Origin of the sequence: Rathayibacter sp. AY1A7, assembly GCF_002930845.1 — a bacterium.
GTDB lineage: Bacteria > Actinomycetota > Actinomycetes > Actinomycetales > Microbacteriaceae > Rathayibacter.
Map to the genome: position 1 here is coordinate 138,713 of NZ_PSTL01000004.1, position 16,988 is coordinate 155,700.

Here is a 16,988-nt window from a genome sequence, read left to right on the forward strand (position 1 = left end):
GACGGATGACTCCGATGGACGGCAGCGGACCGGCATCGGGGGAGTCCGACGCCGTCGTGGCCGCAGTCCGTCCGCCGGCGGACGCCGGGCGGCGTGAGCATCCTTCTCGATGCCGTCGCGGTGATGGTGAACCGGCGGGAGCGCTCGCAGGAACGCCGACGCGCGTTGCGGCGGGCGCCCGGGAGGATCGAGGCGACGGCCGCGTCCGCGGCACGATGACCGTCGATCCGCGGCTACGGCTGGTCACGCACTTCGACACTCCGACCGAAACGTGGTGGTACGAGGACGTCGAGCCGTGGGTGGAGCATTCGCCTGTCCGCTGATGACGTGCCGGACCGTCGGGCGGCCTCGGTCCCGGTCCGTCCGGCCCTTCCGCCGTTATCCGATAATGCACATTATGTCAGTTCGACCGAAGTCCCGTTCTGCAGGGATGGCGATCGGCTCCCCTCAACGCTCCTGCGACAGGACGTCATCGATCGCCGCCGCGCTCCGATGGCAGACCGGGCGCTTCGACGGTGAGGCCTCGGATCACCGCGGCGACGACCATGCGCTGCGTGAGTTCGGCGCTGGTGTCCACGGGCCACTGGCTCACCGACCCGACGTGCGCCGCGACGACCGCCTTCGCCAGGACAGCGGACTCGACGGCGGGGACGCGGCCGTGCACGGCGGCGAGGGCGGCGAAGCGCTCGCCCAGCTCGCGCGAGACGCGGTCGTCGTCGATCATCATCCGCTCGGCGAACTCCGGGTCCGCGGCAGCGCGTGCCAGGAGCACCGACCGCAGGGAGAACCACTCGCGGCTGGACGGGAGCGCGTCGAGGAGAGAGCGTACGGCGCCGTCGAGGGTCGCCGCGCGGTGCTCCTCCTGCAGCTGGACGTCGAGGGCCTCCTGCAGGCTCCCCCACACTCTCGCGGCCTGCTCCTCGTGGAGTGCGAGGAAGAGCTGGTCGACACCGGCGAAGTTCGAGTAGAACGCGCCGCGGGTGAAGCCCGCCTGCGCGCAGATGGCCTCGACGCGCTGGCCGATGGTGCCCGTGCTCTCGAAGAGCTCGGCGGCCGCGGCGAGGAGACGTCGTCGCGTCTCGCTCCTCCGCCGGACCGGAGCCTGCTCGCCTGTGACCACGCCCCCAGCCTATTCGGATCCTTGCGCTGGATGGGCCTTTTCAGTACGTTTCGTTTCCAATGCATACCGTATCGAGAACTGGAACGCCCGAACCTCGACGGCGACGGTCCCCGTGGCTGCCGGCCGCGACCGTCGTGCTCATCGGGGCGGTCCTCGCCTGGCTGAACCGGCTGGAGTGGTGGGGGTGGCTCGTCGTCGCGGCGGCCGCGGTCCTGATCGCGGCCGTCTCGAGGAGCTGGCGGCACCGGCACTGGATGCTGCGTACGGCGGCCTGGGTCGCGTCCGCAGGGCTCGTCGGAGCCGTCGCCCTCGCCGCGGGTCCTCTCCCGGCGACGCGGACGCTCGCCGGTCCGCACACCGCCCCGGTCACGACCCGGCAGGGCGACGTCGTCGGTGTGCACGACGCCGCGGCCGGGGTCGACGCCTTCGCGGGGATCCCCTACGCCGCTCCCCCGGTCGGCCCGCTGCGCTGGGAGGCGCCCCGCCCGGCCCCGCAGCGGTCGGCGACCCTCGTGGCCGACGACTTCGGCCCCTCCGCCGTTCAGCCGGAGCCGACGTTCCTCTCCCGAGCGGCGACCCGCGTGCTCGACCTGCCGCTGGAGGAGACGCTCCTCGGCGGGTACGCGACGGACGAGGACAGCCTCCGCCTGAACATCTGGACGCCGGCCGGCGGGGCGGGCGACTCCAGCCCGGTCCTCGTCTACCTCCACGGCGGCGCGTTCGTCTCGGGGTCCGGCGCCCTCCCCGCCTACGACGGCGCGGCGCTCGCCTCCCGGGGCGCGGTGGTCGTCACCGTCGCCTACCGTCTGGGGGTCCTCGGTTTCCTCGCCGGTGATGTGCTCGGCGGCGGCACCCCGGGGAATCAGGGACTGCTCGACCAGGTCGCCGCTCTGCAGTGGGTGCAGGACAACATCGCCGCTTTCGGCGGGGACCCGGGGCGGGTGACGGTCGCCGGCCAGTCCGCCGGCTCCGGCAGCGCCTGCATCCTCGGGGCCTCGCCCCTCGCGGCCGGCCTCCTCCACGGGATCATCGGGGAGAGCGGAGGATGCCTGGGGTCGGCGGGAGACCGCGAGGCCGGCGACCTCTACGACGACGCCGCCACCGCACGGGAGGCGGCTGCGCGCCTGAGCGAGGCCCTCGGCGGGGCGAGCCTCGCCGAGATGAGAGCCCTGCCGGCCGAGCGCGTCGTCGCGGCCGCCGCGGGCCTCTCGCAGCACTGGTGGCCCTCGATCGACGGCGTCGTCCTCCCCGACACGCCGCTCGCCGTCTACGAGGCCGGTCGGCAGAACGACGTCCCCCTCCTGCTCGGCAGCAACTCCGACGAGACCTCGCTCGATCTGCTGGGAGGCGTCGACCCGGATCCGAACGCCTACGAGCAGGAGGTGCGCCGGGAGCACGGAGACGACGCGGACCGATTCCTCGCGCTGTACCCGGGTGCCGTCGAGGACCAGGTCGTCGACTCCCGGCTGCGCGCCGGCAGCGACCGGACGATGACCGCCCCGATGCGGCTCTGGGCGCTGACGGCCGCCCGGACCGGGCGGGCGGGCGTCCACGCCTACATCTTCACGCGCACTCCCCCGGAGAGCGGACTCGAGCGGTTCGGCGCGTACCACGGCGCCGAGGTGATGTACGCGTACGGGAACCTCGGGGCGGACGGCGACGCCGACTACACGGACGTCGACCGCCGGCTCGAGCAGGAGATGACCGCGCGCTGGCTCGCATTCGTCTCCCACGGCGATCCGGACGCCGCCGGCCGCGAGCGGTGGCCGGCCGTCCAGGAGGATCCGGACAGCGTGCTCGAGTTCGGCGACGTCGTCCGGGTCGCCGAACGCCCGTCCCCCGACGCGGTCGACTTCTGGCTCGAGGGGACGGGCTGACGCGGGGGAGCTCCTCGCGGCGGAACCTCCGGACAGCGGGGAGCCTTCGCTCAGAGCTGCCCGACGAGGTGCGCCTGCCGACCGTCGCGCGCGAAGACCGGGATGACGGCCAGGGGCGCGTCGGCGACGATCCACTGCCCGCCCTCGTGCTCGGCGCCCGTCGAGAGCTCCGTCCACCGCGCCCCGGCGGGCAGGTAGACCCGACGGGAGACGGCTCCGGCGTGCGTGACCGGAGCTACGAGCAGGTCCGAGCCGAAGAGGTACTGGTCGGCCAGATCCCAGGCCTCCGGGTCCCCCGGGAACTCGTGGAACACCGCTCGCAGCACCGGCTGGCCCAGCTCGTGCGCCTCCCGCATCGCCGCGCGCGTGTACGGGCGCAGGGTCTCGCGAAGATGCAGCAGGCGGGTGAGGATCGGCGTGGCCTCCTCGCCGAAGCTCCACACCTCGTTCCCGGCTCCGGTCGCGGCGCGGCGGCTCCCGTCGGCGGCCGTGACCGGGGCCGACGGCGCGCGGTCGCCGTGCAAGCGCATCACGGGGCTGAACGCGCCGAACTGGAACCAGCGCACGAGGAGCTCACGGAACTCCGGATCCGACGGGTCTCCCCCGGCGAATCCTCCGATGTCGGTCGTGAACCACGGGATCCCCGCGACGCCCATGTGGATGCCGGCCGTGATCTGGTGGCGCAGGTCCGCGAAGGTCGAGTGGATGTCGCCCGACCACACGAGCGCGCCGTAGCGCTGACTGCCCGCCCACGCGGTGCGGACGAGGTTGACGATCGCGGTCTCCCCGCCCTCGCTCTGCCCCTCGAAGAAGCCGCGGGAGAACGCCTGCGGGTAGAGGTTGCCGACTTGGACGGCGGGGCCGGCGGCGTAGCGGTAGTTGTCGAAGTCGTAGACGCCGTACTCGGGCTCGGCCTCGTCGAGCCAGAAGAGCCGGATCCCGTGCTCGCCGTAGTTGCGCCGGCACGCCTCCCAGACGAACCTCCGGGCGGCGGGGCTCGTCGCGTCGTAGAACGCGCTCGGACCCTCGAACTGCATGTGCAGGTCCAGGCCCCGCTCGGCCTTGACGAGGAGGTTCCCCTTCTTCATCGCGATGTAGTTCTCGGACTCGACCGACACCTGCGGCCAGACCGAGACCATCAGCTCGATCCCGAGCTCGCGCAGCTCGGCGACCATGGCGGACGGATCCGGCCAGAACTCCTCCTCGAAGCGGAAGTCGCCCATGTGCGGCCAGTGGAAGAAGTCGGCCACGATGACGTCCATCGGCAGGCCGCGGCGCCGGTGCTCGCGGGCGACCTCGAGCAGCTGCTCCTGGTTCCAGTAGCGCAGCTTGCACTGCCAGAAGCCGAGGCCGTGCTCGGGCATCATCGGGACGTGCCCGGTCGCGTCGGCGTAGGCCCGGGTGATGTCGGCCGGGGTCTCCCCCGCGGTCACCCAGTAGTCGAGCTGCTGGGAGGACTCGGCGGACCACTCCGTGCGGTTGGCTGCGAAAGTCGCGCGGCCGATCGCGGGGTTGTGCCAGAGGAACCCGTAGCCGCGGCTCGACAGCACGAACGGGACGCTCGACTGGGAGTTGCGGTGCGCGAGCTCGAGCGTGCAGCCCTTCAGATCGAGGATGTCCTGCTGGTACTGCCCCATCCCGTACAGCTTCTCGTCGGGGGACGTCTCGAACAGCGCGGTCAGCCGGAAGTCGCCGCCCAGGTGCGGACGCTGCTCGCGGGCGCGCAGCTTGAGCGCTCCCCCGCTCCCGAGCTCTCGGAAGAGCAGCTCCCCCCGACGGTCGTAGAAGGAGAGGGAGCAGGAGAGCTCGTGGTAGCCGGTCTGGTACCCGTAGCCCTCCTGCTGCTCGAGGACGACGGTGATGCCGCCGGCGCGCAGCGTCGCCCGCGGTCCCTCGATCGAGACCTCCGGCGCGTGGCGCTCGGGGGCGATCAGCGCCCAGTCGGTGTCGAGGACCTCCCCGGACCGGCGGGCGCGGACCCGGACGCTGTCCCTCCCCCACGGCTCGACGACGACGGTCTCGCCGTCGCCGCGCCAGACGAGGCGGTCCCCCTCGAGCGCGAACGCGTCGGTGTCCATGTGCTCCTGCTTCCTCGAGTCGGGCACGGCGCTCAGTCCTTGACCGCGCCGGCGGTGACCCCGGCGGCGACGTAGCGCTGGGCCACGATCAGCAGCACGGCGGCCGGGATGGAGGCGATCACGGCGGTCGCCATGATCCCGTTCCAGTTGGTGGTGGTCGATCCGATGTAGCGGTAGAGGCCGAGGGTGAACGGCACGATGCTGTTGCCCGAGGTGAGCGAGTTCGCGTTGAGGAAGTCGGCCCAGGCGAACAGGAACGAGAACAGGCCCGCGGTCACGATCGAGTTCCGGCTCAGCGGGATGACGATCGAGACGAAGGAGCGCCAGTTGCTCGCACCGTCGATCCGCGCGGCCTCGATCAGCTCGTCGGGGATGCCGAGCATGAAGGCCCGGAGGATGATCACCGCGAACGGCACGGAGGCGGTCGCGTCGGCGAGGATCAGGCCCGGATAGGTGTTGAGCAGCCCCAGCGCGTTGTAGATCGCGAACAGCGCGGTGACCAGGACGATCCCGGGGATCATCTGGGCGAGGAGGAACACGAACATCACGACGCCGGTCCCCCGCACCCGGAACTTCGCCATCGCGAAAGCGGCGGGCAGAGCGATCGCCAGGGTCAGGATCACGCAGCCGATCGAGATCACGAGGCTCGTGATGAGGTTCGGCAGCTGCGTCGAGAACGCCTGCACGTACCCGTCGAGCGTCGGGTCGCCGGGGAACAGGCTCGGCGGGGTCTGGATCAGGTTCTGCGGCTTGGTCAGCGAGACGTTGACCATCCAGTAGAGCGGGAAGAGGAGGAAGCCGCAGAGCACGATCGCGATGACCACGTCGATCCCGCGGCGCAGCCCTGTGGTGTGCCGGTTCATCCGAGGTCCTCCTTGCGCTGGGCGCGGATGTAGATCACGCCGAAGACGAGGGCGACGATCACGAGGATTTGGCCGGCCGCCGCTCCGACTCCGAACTGCAGGTCGGTGAAGGACTGCTCGTAGGCCCAGGTCGCGAGGGTGTGCGAGCTGTTGGCCGGGCCTCCCTTGGTGAGGATCCAGATGACGTCGAACACCTTGATCGTGTAGACGAGGCCGAGGAGGAGCGTGACGGAGGTCACCGGTCGCAGCAGCGGCCAGGTGATGCTCCAGAAGGACCGCCAGCGCGAGGCGCCGTCCAGTGCCGCGGCCTCGTAGAGGCTCTCGGGGATGCCCTGCAGGCCTCCGTGCAGCAGCACCATGTTGAACGGGATGCCCAGCCAGATGTTGGCGATGATGACCGCCCACAGCGAGACGGACGGATCGGTCAGCCAGCCGACCGGCGTGCCGATTGCGGCGTTCAGGATGCCGAACTGCTGGTCGAAGATCCAGCGCCAGGCCGTCGCCGAGACGATCAGCGGCAGGAGCCACGGCAGCAGGATGAGGGAGCGGAACGTCGCCGAGAGCGGGAACCGGCGGCTGAAGAACAGCGCCAGGGCCATGCCGATCGTGAACTGGCCCACCAGCGAGACCACGGTGAAGACCACGGTGTGCCAGGCGATGCTCGCGAAGATCGGATCGGTGACGACCGTGACGTAGTTGTCGAAGCCGACGAAGGGGGCGATCCCGGTCACGAAGGACGACGGTCCGAAGTCCTGGAGGCTGAGGACGACGCCGCGGATGATCGGGTAGACGAAGAAGACGGCGAGGAAGATCACCACGGGCGCCATGAAGGCGGCGGCGGCGAGGCGGAGGTGGGAGCGGGGTCGGCGGCGGGCGGGCGGCCTGGTGGCCGCCCCGCCCGCGACCGGCGCCGTGAGCACGGCGGGGTCGGTCATGCGGCCGCTACTTCAGGCTCGCCGCGGCGTCGTCGAGGGCCGCCTGCGGCGTCTTCGAGCCGGTCAGCGACTCCTGGATCGCGGTCCAGAGCGCCTTCGAGGTGTCGGGGTAGGCGACGCCGAGGTCGCTGGTGCGTCCCTGCGCGACCGAGATGGCCTCCACCCACGGCTGGAGCGCGGGGTCCTCGGTCGCCTGTTCGGCGGCCGCGTCGGCGTACGGCATGATGTACGACTGGCCGGCCGCCCAGGCCTTCAGGCTGTCGGGCTGGATGACGCACTGCGCGAACTCCGTGGCGAGGGTCTGCTTCGCGGCGTCGGAGGCGACCACCTCGACGAACTCGCCGCCGAGCGGGCTCGGTGCCGCTCCCCCGTCCTTCGCCGGGATCGGCACGACGCCGTAGTCGATGCCCGCCTCGTCGAGGGCGGAGAGCTGCCAGGTGCCGTTGACCATCATCCCGAGCTTGCCCGCGAGGAACTGGTCGCGGACGTCCTGCTGGTTGGCGTTGACGTTCGCCTGCGAGGCCGAGCCGCTCTTCACCAGGTCGGTCCAGAGCGCGAGCGCCGAGACGGCGTCGTCGGAGGAGATGTCCTCGAGGGTCGCACCGGAGCCCCAGAAGAAGGGCAGGAACTGGAAGGTGCCCTCCTCGGTGCCGACCGCGGAGAAGCCGAGCCCGGTGACGTCGCCCGCGGTGAGGGCCTTCGCGGCGGTGGTCAGCTCGTCCCAGGTCGTCGGCGGAGTGACGCCGGCTGCCTCGAAGAGCGCCTTGTTGTAGAAGAGCGCGAGGGTGTTCGAGCCGATCGACGAGCCGTAGGTCTTCCCGTCCAGCTGGCCGGCGGCGAGCACGTTCGGGAGGACGTCGCTGGTGTCGAGCCCGGAGGCGGCGTTGTCGACGAGCAGGCCGGTGTCGGCGAACTTCGCGACGTTGGGGTTGTCGAGGACGACCAGGTTCGGCGTGGTCTTCGACGCGGCCGACTGCAGGAGCTTGGTGGTGAGGTCGGGGTCGGAGGTGCGCTCGAGGGTGATCCCGGTCGAGGCCTCGCAGCCGGCCAGGAGCTGGCCGTAGGGGGAGGACGCGTCGTACTGGGTGAAGCTGTCCCAGAGGGTGAGCGACTTCGACGAGTCGTCGCCCGCTCCCTGTGCGCTGCACGCGCTGAGGGCGACTCCGGCGATGAGGACGAGGGAGGCGGCGCCTGCGGCTCGTCGGATGCTGTTCTTCACGGTATTCCTCTCTGAATACGGTCGGAACGAGCGGAGCGCTCGCGCCGGGAAGACCCTCCGGGGGCGCCCGCTGGGGCGGTCCGTCCGGAAGTCGTGGCGAGCCTAACCGAGTCGGAGAACCGGTTCAATAGATTTCGGAGAACCGGTTCACCGATCGCCCGGGGAACGCTCCGGACGACCCGGCGACGTCAGCCGCGCGCCCGCCGCCACGAGGGGACGACGCCCCGGCTGGTGCCCGGCGAGAAGGGCGCGGTGGTGCCGAGTTCCACGACCACCGCGGGCAGCAGCTCCGTCACTCCCGGAGTCGCGGTGCCGGCGAGCTCGTCGAGCACCAGGTCGACCGCCCGCGAGACCATCTCGTCGCCGGGCAGGTCCACCACGGTGACCGGCTGGTCGGCGTGCCGCATCACCGCCTCCGGGGCGATGGTCATGATCGAGCAGTCCTCCGGGACGCGCAGGCCCAGGCCGCTGAGGCGCTGCAGGAACGGCTCGAGCACGCCCGGCCCGTGCGTGACCACGGCGCTCAGGCCGGGGAGCTGCTCCTGCGCCTGCTCGAACCAGTCGTCGACGTCGTCGGTGCTGGGGATGACGGCGCCCCGCACGCCGCGCAGGCGGCACTGGTCGAGGAAGCCCTCGCGGAACCGCAGGGCGAAGGCGTAGCCGCTCTCGTAGGCGTCGGGGCCCATCCCGAGGACCGCGATCTCGACGTGCCCGAGGTCGGCGAGGTGGTCGACGGCGACCCGCGCCGCGCCGTCGAAGTCGAGGTCGATCGCGCTGAACGGGCTGCCCTCGCCCGGGTAGCCGACCAGCGCGGTCGGCAGGCCGATGCTCGCGAGGACCGGCAGCCGGGGGTCGTCCCGGCGGATGTCCATCACGACGAGCGCATCGGCGAGGACGTCGCGCGCGAGCTCCCCCTCGCCCGTGCCCATCATCAGCAGGTCGAAGCCGCGGGCGCGGGCCGCGTACATCGCCGCCCGCACGAAGCGCATGAAGACGTCGACATCGGTCTGCCGCGACTCCGGATCGACGGAGGCGAAGAAGCCGAGGATGTTCGTGCGCCGCAGCGCCAGGGCCCGCGCCATCGGGTCGGGCCGGTAGCCGAGCCGCTCCACGCTCGCGAGCACGCGCAGGCGGGTCGCCTCCGGGAGCTTCTTGTTGCCGGAGAGCACGTAGGACACCGTGCTGCGGGCCACCCCCGCATCGGCCGCGACGTCGCGAATGGTCACCATGGGCTCAGCGTAGTGAGGGCCCGGCGACGGGAGGGCCCGCCGGCGACCCCCTCGACCGGTGGGCAGCAGCGTGCATACCAGGGCGGTCCGGCCGTTCCGCCGTGGGGGGAGAGCCGTCCGCCGCGAGCCGCGCGACGGCGCCGACGGACGCAGGCGGCGGACGAGCAGTCGGTCACGGTTGCGCGTGTATCGACGGGCACGTACGGTCGTCGGGTACCTCGTCGCGAGCCGCGACGTCGGTGCGGCCGCCACACCGGCCGATCCAGCGGCTCGCGGTCACGGGGGCTCCCCGCACGGAAGACGGACTCTTGCGCTCCAGCACCGGTACTGCGTCCACGACGCAGCAGCTGCTCTCGCACTGACGTCCCCCGTGCCCGCCCCTCAGGGGCGAGCCGTTGCTCCCTCGGAGTCCGGTGGTCGTCGTGCGCCGACACCGACCCCTGGAGCACCGTGCCCTCCACTTCCAGCACCACCCCGCCCGCCGTCGTCCTCCACGACTGCACGTTCGCCTGGCCCGACGGCTCCGTCGTCCTCGACCGCGTCACCGCTGCGTTCGGACGCGGGCGCACCGGTCTCGTCGGCGCGAACGGCGCCGGCAAGTCGACCCTCGTCCGCCTCGTCACCGGCGGCCTCTCCCCCACCGCCGGGAGCGTCTCGACGACGGGACCCGTCGACCTGCTGCCCCAGCGCCTCCGGCGAGGGCCCGACGACACCGTCGCCGATCTCCTCGGGATCCGGCATCGCCTGGACGCTCTGCACGCGATCCTCCGCGGCGACGCGGATCCGCGGCACTTCGAGATGCTCGCGGACGACTGGGACCTCGAGGCCCGAGCGCTCGCCGCACTCGGCGACGCCGGTCTCGACCTGGAGGAGGCGGACCTGCTGCGGCCGGTCGCGACCCTCTCCGGAGGGCAGGCCGTCCTCACGGCCGTGACCGGCGTCCGGCTGCGCGGTCGGCCGATCGCCGTGCTCGACGAGCCGACGAACGACCTCGACCGGCGCTCCCGAGGGCTTCTGCTCGACCTGGTCGACCGGTGGCGCGGGACGCTCGTGCTCGTCAGCCACGACCGGGAGCTGCTCGAGCACGTCGACGAGATCGCGGAGCTGCGCGACGGGGCGGTCCGCACCTCGGGCGGGACGCTCTCGGCGTTCGAGGAGCGGCTCGCCCTCGAGCAGGCGGCCGCGGAGCGCGATCTGCGCGACGCCGACCGGCTTCTCCGCGCCGAGCGGCGGCAGCGCATCGCGGCCGAGACGACCATCGCCCGCCGGGCGCGGGCGGGGGCGCGATCGGCGGAGTCGATGCCCGCGATCCTCGCGAACGCGCGGAGAGGACGAGCCGAGGCGACCGCGGGACGGCTGCGCTCCGGGCACGGGGCCGCGGAGGCGCGGGCGCGCGAGCAGGTCGACGCAGCGTCGCGAGCAGTCCGGGACGACGACCGGGTCCGCCTCGACCTGCCGGACCCCGGGGTCGCGGCCAGGCGCCGTCTGGCGGAGGTGACGGTGCGCGGCCGGACGACGGTGCTCCAGGGGCCGGAGCGGATCGCCGTGGTCGGCGCGAACGGGACGGGGAAGACCACCCTGCTCGAGCACCTCGTCGGGGCGCCGGGTGCGCGGGAGCATCCGCTCGCCGGCACCACGGCCCGAGCGCTGACGGAGCGGGTCCGCTGGCTCCCCCAGCGCCGCGAGGGACTCCTCGACGAGGAGGCCACCGTGCGGGAGCACGTCTCCCGGGCCGCGCCGGATCGTCCGGCGGTCGAGCTGCGGAACGCCCTCGCGCGGCTCCTGGTGCGCGGCGACGTGGTCGATCGGAGGATCGCGTCGCTCTCGGGCGGCGAGCGGTTCCGCGTCGCGCTCGCCGGGCTCGTGCTGGCGCAGCCCGCTCCGCAGCTGCTCGTGCTCGACGAGCCGACGAACGATCTCGATCTCGCCACGACCGACCACCTCGTCGACGTTCTCGCCGCCTGGCGGGGCGGCCTGGTCGTCGTCAGCCACGACGAGGCGTTCCTCGACCGGCTCGGACTCCACTCCCGAGTGGTGCTCGACGCGGAGTGACGGCTGGTCCCCCGGCCCCCGGCGGTTCTGGCCTCGACCGGGCCCCTGCCGCCGGGGAGACTGGCCGGGCCCCTCCCGCCCCCAGCGAACGGACCGACGTGCTCACCGGACTCAGCGCCTTCCCCCTCACTCCGCTCCGCGACGACAGCATCGACGAGCGGTCGTTCGCCGCTCTCGTCGAGCGGCTCGCGCGGGCGGGAGTCGACTCGATCGGCGCACTGGGCTCGACCGGCTCGGCTCCGTACCTGGACCGCGGCGAGCGCCGGCGCGCCGCCGAGATCGCCGTCCGCAGCGCCGGTCCGGTGCCGGTCGTGGTCGGGATCGGGGCGCTGCGCACCTCGCAGGTGCTGGCGCTCGCCGAGGACGCGCAGAGCGCCGGGGCGAGCGCGGTGCTCCTGGCGCCGCTCGGCTACCAGCCGCTGACGGACGAGGACGTGCTCGGGCTCTACGAGGACGTGACGGCTCAGCTCTCGGTGCCGCTCGTCGTGTACGACAACCCCGGGACGACGCGCTTCTCCTTCTCCGACGACCTCTACGGGGCCGTCGCCCGGCTGCCGCAGGTCGCCTCCCTCAAGATCCCCGGCGTGCCGGAGGGACCGGGCGCCGCGGCGGCGCGCGTCCGCGAGATCCGGGCGCGGGTGCCGGAGGGGGTCACTGTCGGGGTCTCGGGGGACGCCGCGGGTGCGCGCGGGCTGCTCGGCGGCTGCGACGCCTGGTACTCGGTGATCGGCGGCCTCTTCCCGCGGACGGCGCTGTCGATCGCCCGGGCGGCGCAGTCGGGCGACGAGGCGGCGGCGATCGCGGGATCGGCGCGCCTGCAGCCCGTCTGGGACCTCTTCGCGGAGCACGGCGGCAGCTACCGCGTGGTCGCGGCGATGGCGGAGCAGCTCGGTCTCGCCGAGGCGCGCTGCCTCCCGCGTCCGGTCCGCGGGCTGGATGCACGGGCGCGGGCCCGGGTCGCGGAGGTCCTGGCGGAGCTGGGGCCTGTGCTGGAGTGATCCGCGGGCGGGTCGGCGGGAGGACGGCTCGGACGGCGTGGTCGTTCCGGACAGCCGGAGGGGCGGGCCGGGGATGTCCCCGACCCGCCCCTCCGGCGGAGCACGCGAGCTCAGCAGGCCTTGGACGCGCGGTAGGTGTTGCGTCCCGCCGCCACGAACAGCGCGTCGAGGACTCGGGCCTTGCCCGGCGCCACGGAGTAGCAGCTGCCGTCGAAGTCGGCGATGATGTCGGCCTTGCGCTCGACCGTGCTCGACCCGCAGTTGCGGAAGACGAGAGCGCGCTGGCGCAGGACGCCCTCGGGTCCGAGGGTGGCGCCGGTGGCCACCTCCTGGGCTCCGCACGCGTAGTTCCCGGCGTTCACGTACTGTCCGTTCGCGACCTCGGCCGCGGAGGCGGGCGTCGCGACAGCGACGACGCCGACGGAGGCGATGGCGCCCGTGAGGGCGAGGGTGGCAAGAGTTCGTCGAAGAGTCATGGACGTTTCTCCTTCTGCTTCTCGGTCCCTTCACGCTGGCACCGGTCCGCCGACGAGCGCGAGGAACCTGGGAGCCTTCACACCGGGGGGCCAGACCGGTGCGGGGAAGTGCTCCCAAACGGGGCGAAAGGGTCGGAACCGGCGGGGCGGACGATCAGGAACGGGCCTCTCCTTCGCCTCCTGAGCGCCTCGATCCGCCGCCGATGCGGTCGCCGAGCCGCCGACCGTTCCGTCCGTGCGGCGTCGTCCCTCCGCCGTCCCGCGACTGGCGCGCATCGACGGGTCGTCCGGCCGGTCCTCCGGCTAGCGTTGCAGGCACACCCCCCGCCCACCCGGACCGCTCCGCCGACCTCGTCGGTTCGCGGTCCCTGCACGAGGAGCCCCCGTGTCCCCCGACGATTCCGCAGGACCCCCCTCTCGAACTCCCGGCCTCCGGCGGCGCACCGTCGTCGGCGGCGCCCTCACGGGTGCTCTCGCTCTGGGCGCGGCGACGCTCCCGGCCGCCTCCGCCGCCGCCTCCCCCGTGCCGGGCCTGCCCGGGGAGAAGACCCGCACGATCAACGTCCGGACGAAGAACCGCGGCGTGCTCTACGACGTCCTCACGGTCTCGATCGCGGGCGACCTCGCGCGGATCTTCGTGCCGCAGACGGTGAAGCCGCGGCAGGCCGCGGCGGTACCGGTGATCTGGTTCATCCACTCCGCGCAGGCCGACCACACCTCGCTGTCCAGCGTCTTCGCGTACCCGGCCGAGCTCGCCGTCGAGCGGGGCGCCATCGCGATCTGTCAGACGCTCGGCGGAACGATCTGGACCAACGACACCGCGCAGAAGCACCAGCGGAACGGCTACGCCTACCTCTCCGGCCAGTTCCCGATCGCCGCCAGCTACCTCTGGGCGATGTCGGCCGGCGGCGCGCTCGCGTGCGAGGACTACGGCGCGCGAGTCTTCCCCGGCATCAACGGCGTCTACCTGGTCAACGGCGTCTACGACCTCCGCGACACCCACGACCGCACGACGCGGGGCCGCTTCTCGATCGGCGGTGCCTTCGGCGGCAGCACCGCTCAGATCGACTCCCACAACCCGAAGCGGCTGCCCGCCTCCGCCTGGGCCGGCGCGAACATCCGCGCGGTGGTGTCCGACACGGCCCACCCGGACCCGAGCGTGCCGCCGGCACTGCACGGGCTCGCCCTCGTGAAGAAGGCGACGGCCACGGCCAGGGAGGCGACCGTCCGGACGCACGCGCTCGGCCACAACGCACCGTCGTGGGTGAACCAGGACGGCATCGATGCGATCTTCCGCTGGCACGCCGGGCTGGCCGCCGCGCCGGCGCCGTCGGCGACGCCGACCCCGACGAAGACCCCCGTCGTCCGCCCGTCCACCGCGGGCCGCTGGGACTTCGACCAGGCGGACGCTCCGTACGCGGGAGGGTCGGGGTCCCCGTTCCGACCCCGCTGAGCGGTCAGGACGCGACGGCGTCCCTCGGGATGCGCTGACCGTCACGGGCCCGCGGCGGGAGCGCTCGGCCGCAGTGAGACCGGGCCTACGTCCCCTCCGCGGAGCTCCGCGGCGCCCTCTTCCGGACAGGGCCGCTAGAGGACATTGTCAGCGGCGGGACGGCCGTGCCACGGTTCGAGGACGGCCGATGAGGGCCGTCCCGATCGAAGGCAGCACATGCGCTCCAGCACCGTCCCTCGTCCGCCCGCCGTCGAGGACGGCACGTCGCAGCCGCGGGATCCAGGAGCGGCGCGGCGGCTCCGGCGGGGTCTGCTCGGGCTGATCGCGGCCGTCGCGCTCCTCGTCGGCACCGCCGTTCCTCTCGCGGCGGTCGCCGCTCCGTCCGCCCCGGTCCTCGGGGTGGCGGCCTGGGGAAGCAGCACCGACGGGAAGACCACGGTCCCGGCCGGGGTCGAGGGCGTCCTCTCCCTCGCCGCGGGCCGGACCCACAGCCTCGCCGCGAACGGCGACGGCGGGGTCGTCGCCTGGGGCCGCGGGTCGTACGGGCAGACCAGCGTCCCCGACGGTCTCACGGGGGTCGTCGCGGTCTCCGCCGGCGACTACAGCAGCCATGCGCTGAAGAGCGACGGGACCGTCGTCTCCTGGGGCTACGACGGCGACGGGCAGGTCTCGAGGAGTGCCGCGCTGACCGGGATCGTCGCGATCTCGTCCTCCCGCGACAACAGCCTCGCGCTCGGCAACGACGGCACCGTCACGTCGTGGGGCAGCAACGGGCTGGGCGAGGGCCTGGTCCCGGCCGGCCTCGGAGGCGTCACGGCCATCGCCGCGGGCCAGCGCCACAGCCTCGCCGTGTCCGGCGGGAGGGTGATCGCCTGGGGCTGGGACCTCTACGGGCAGACCGACGTCCCCGCGGGGCTCGAGGGCGTGGTGGCCGTCGCGGCGGGAGAGACCCACAGCCTCGCGCTGAAGGAGGACGGCACCGTCGTCGCCTGGGGCGCGAGCTCCGACTCGGTCGTCGTCGACTACGGCCAGACCACGGTGCCGGAAGGCCTGTCCGGGGTCGTGGCGATCGCCGCCGCGTCCGACTACAGCCTCGCGCTGAAGGGCGACGGCACGATCGTCGGCTGGGGCCGGAGCTCGGCCGGGCAGTTGCAGTTCCCCGCCGGCCTCGCCGGCACGACGGCTCTCGCAGCCGGACCCGATCACGTGCTCGCCCGGGGCCCGCGTCCGGTCCTGACGGCGGATGCTCCTCCCGCGTCCGGGCCGCTCGGAGCGGCCGCCTCGTACACCTTCGCGGCCGACCGCCCCGCCTCGTTCGCGGTCGCCTCCGGCTCCCTCCCCGACGGCCTGTCCCTCAGCGCGTCCGGGGTCCTCTCCGGCACGCCGACGACCGCGGGCACGTCCACCTTCGCCGTCTCCGCGCGGAACCCCTTCGGCGCCACCGTCGGGGCCCCGCACACGTTCGCCGTGGCGGAGACGACGGTCGCGCCGACCCTGGCCGGCGACCCGCCCGCCGCGACGGTGGGCACCCCGTACGACTTCGACTACAGCGTGACGGGCACACCGGCGCCGACGGTCTCGCTCGTCTCCGGAACGCTCCCCGCCGGCCTGAGCCTCGATGATCGTGGCGGCCTGACCGGGACGCCGACGACCGCCGGACGCTCCACCTTCACCCTGCGGGCCTCGAGCGCTGCGGGGAGCGCGGAGACCACCAGCACCGTCGTCGTCTCCCCCGCCGCCGCTGCACCGGGGATCTCCGGTACCCCCGGGCCGGGCGTCGTCGGCACCCCCTACGACTTCGGCTACACCGTCTCGGGCTTCCCCGCGCCGTCGGTGGCCGTCTCCTCCGGTGCGCTCCCGTCCGGCCTCACCCTGACTCCGGCCGGGCGCCTGACCGGGACTCCGTCCGCGCCAGGCACCTTCACGTTCACGCTGGCGGCCCGCGCCGGCACCGCCTCCGCGGAGACCACCAGCACCGTCACCGTGTCGTCGCCGACGGTCGCGCCGACCCTCTCCGGGACGGTCGCGGCCGGCGTCGTCGGCTCGGCCTACGACTTCCGCTACGCGGTGAGCGGCACGCCCGCTCCATCGGTCTCCCTGGTCTCCGGCGCACTGCCCGCCGGACTCACCCTCGACGCGACCGGGCGCCTCTCCGGGACGCCGACCACGGCCGGGACCACCACCTTCAGCATCCAGGCCGCGAACTCGGCGGGCACGGCTCGGGCGACGAGCACGCTGACGGTCTCGCCGAAGCAGGTCGCGACGAAGGCCGATCTGCGCGTCGACCTCTCCGGGCCGGCCTCGGCGGTGAAGGGGAGGACGCTCACCTACACCCTCATCACGACGAACGCCGGTCCGGCTGCGTCTGGGTCGGTCTTCTCGCAGGTCGTCCTGCCCGCGGGTGTGCAGTTCGTCTCGGCGACAGGCTCGTACACCAGGGTCGGGAACGTCGTGGGGTTCCAGCGGGCCGGCCTGGCGGACGGGCGGACCGTGTCGGAGAAGATCACGGTGAGGGCGGCCGTCTCGGGCACGGCGACCGCGCTGGCGGCGGCGTTCTCGACGAAGACGCCCGACCCGTCCATCCGCAGCAACGCGGACACGGCGAGCACGACGATCCGCTGACCGCGGGAGCGTGACGGCGGGCGGTCCCTCGCGGGCCGCCCGCCGTTCTCGATGCGGGAGCGTCGA

The 16,988-nt window shown here is 73.2% G+C and carries 13 protein-coding genes; 6 read left to right on the forward strand and 7 right to left on the reverse strand.

From position 1 onward, the window contains the following. Positions 1-5 precede the first annotated feature (5 nt). Positions 6-323, forward strand: a complete 318-nt coding sequence (locus C5B95_RS17055; RefSeq protein WP_146076491.1) for a hypothetical protein — start codon at positions 6-8, stop codon at positions 321-323. A 146-nt stretch (positions 324-469) separates the two neighbouring features. Here C5B95_RS17055 and C5B95_RS05665 read toward each other — a convergent pair whose 3' ends face one another. Further along, positions 470-1,120 carry a TetR/AcrR family transcriptional regulator gene (locus tag C5B95_RS05665; RefSeq protein WP_104348670.1) on the reverse strand — a complete coding sequence of 217 codons (651 nt, stop codon included), beginning with the start codon at positions 1,118-1,120 and terminating at the stop codon, positions 470-472. A 134-nt stretch (positions 1,121-1,254) separates the two neighbouring features. Between C5B95_RS05665 and C5B95_RS05670 the strand changes: the two genes are divergently transcribed. Then, positions 1,255-2,997 carry a carboxylesterase/lipase family protein gene (locus C5B95_RS05670; protein ID WP_219813822.1) on the forward strand — a complete coding sequence of 581 codons (1,743 nt, stop codon included), beginning with the start codon at positions 1,255-1,257 and terminating at the stop codon, positions 2,995-2,997. Positions 2,998-3,047: 50 nt separating this feature from the next. Here the strand turns inward: C5B95_RS05670 and C5B95_RS05675 are convergent, their stop codons facing one another. The 5 genes from C5B95_RS05675 to C5B95_RS05695 all read right to left on the reverse strand — a co-directional run bounded on the left by C5B95_RS05675 (position 3,048) and on the right by C5B95_RS05695 (position 9,321). After that, complete coding sequence (locus C5B95_RS05675; RefSeq protein ID WP_104292088.1) at positions 3,048-5,075, reverse strand: TIM-barrel domain-containing protein; 2,028 nt, start codon at positions 5,073-5,075, stop codon at positions 3,048-3,050. A 32-nt stretch (positions 5,076-5,107) separates the two neighbouring features. Then, positions 5,108-5,938 (reverse strand): carbohydrate ABC transporter permease, encoded by an 831-nt coding sequence (locus C5B95_RS05680; protein ID WP_104222044.1) that lies wholly within the window; start codon positions 5,936-5,938, stop codon positions 5,108-5,110. Further along, positions 5,935-6,873 (reverse strand): carbohydrate ABC transporter permease, encoded by a 939-nt coding sequence (locus C5B95_RS05685; protein ID WP_104225253.1) that lies wholly within the window; start codon positions 6,871-6,873, stop codon positions 5,935-5,937. Before C5B95_RS05685 ends, C5B95_RS05680 begins: the two co-directional genes overlap by 4 nt. 7 nt (positions 6,874-6,880) lie before the next feature. Further along, positions 6,881-8,092, reverse strand: coding sequence for an extracellular solute-binding protein (locus C5B95_RS05690; protein ID WP_104232593.1), 1,212 nt, complete (start codon positions 8,090-8,092; stop codon positions 6,881-6,883). Positions 8,093-8,280: 188 nt separating this feature from the next. Then, entirely contained in the window at positions 8,281-9,321 is a 1,041-nt protein-coding gene (locus C5B95_RS05695; protein WP_104317098.1) for a LacI family DNA-binding transcriptional regulator, read from the reverse strand. Between the two features lie 450 nt (positions 9,322-9,771). On the opposite strand from C5B95_RS05695, the gene C5B95_RS05700 reads away from it, so the two are divergent. Together C5B95_RS05700 and C5B95_RS05705 are read left to right on the forward strand one after the other, a co-directional pair. Beyond that, on the forward strand, positions 9,772-11,373 hold the full coding sequence (locus tag C5B95_RS05700) for an ATP-binding cassette domain-containing protein (protein ID WP_104337299.1): 1,602 nt from the start codon (positions 9,772-9,774) through the stop codon (positions 11,371-11,373). Positions 11,374-11,471: 98 nt separating this feature from the next. Beyond that, positions 11,472-12,371: a dihydrodipicolinate synthase family protein gene (locus C5B95_RS05705; RefSeq protein WP_104232591.1), complete on the forward strand. Its 900-nt coding sequence runs from the start codon at positions 11,472-11,474 to the stop codon at positions 12,369-12,371. 110 nt (positions 12,372-12,481) lie between these two features. Here C5B95_RS05705 and C5B95_RS05710 read toward each other — a convergent pair whose 3' ends face one another. Continuing rightward, complete coding sequence (locus C5B95_RS05710; RefSeq protein WP_104232590.1) at positions 12,482-12,847, reverse strand: hypothetical protein; 366 nt, start codon at positions 12,845-12,847, stop codon at positions 12,482-12,484. A gap of 385 nt (positions 12,848-13,232) precedes the next feature. On the opposite strand from C5B95_RS05710, the gene C5B95_RS05715 reads away from it, so the two are divergent. Continuing rightward, positions 13,233-14,300, forward strand: a complete 1,068-nt coding sequence (locus C5B95_RS05715; RefSeq protein ID WP_104337298.1) for a hypothetical protein — start codon at positions 13,233-13,235, stop codon at positions 14,298-14,300. Between the two features lie 216 nt (positions 14,301-14,516). Next, complete coding sequence (locus C5B95_RS05720; RefSeq protein WP_104337297.1) at positions 14,517-16,922, forward strand: putative Ig domain-containing protein; 2,406 nt, start codon at positions 14,517-14,519, stop codon at positions 16,920-16,922. Positions 16,923-16,988 lie beyond the last annotated feature (66 nt).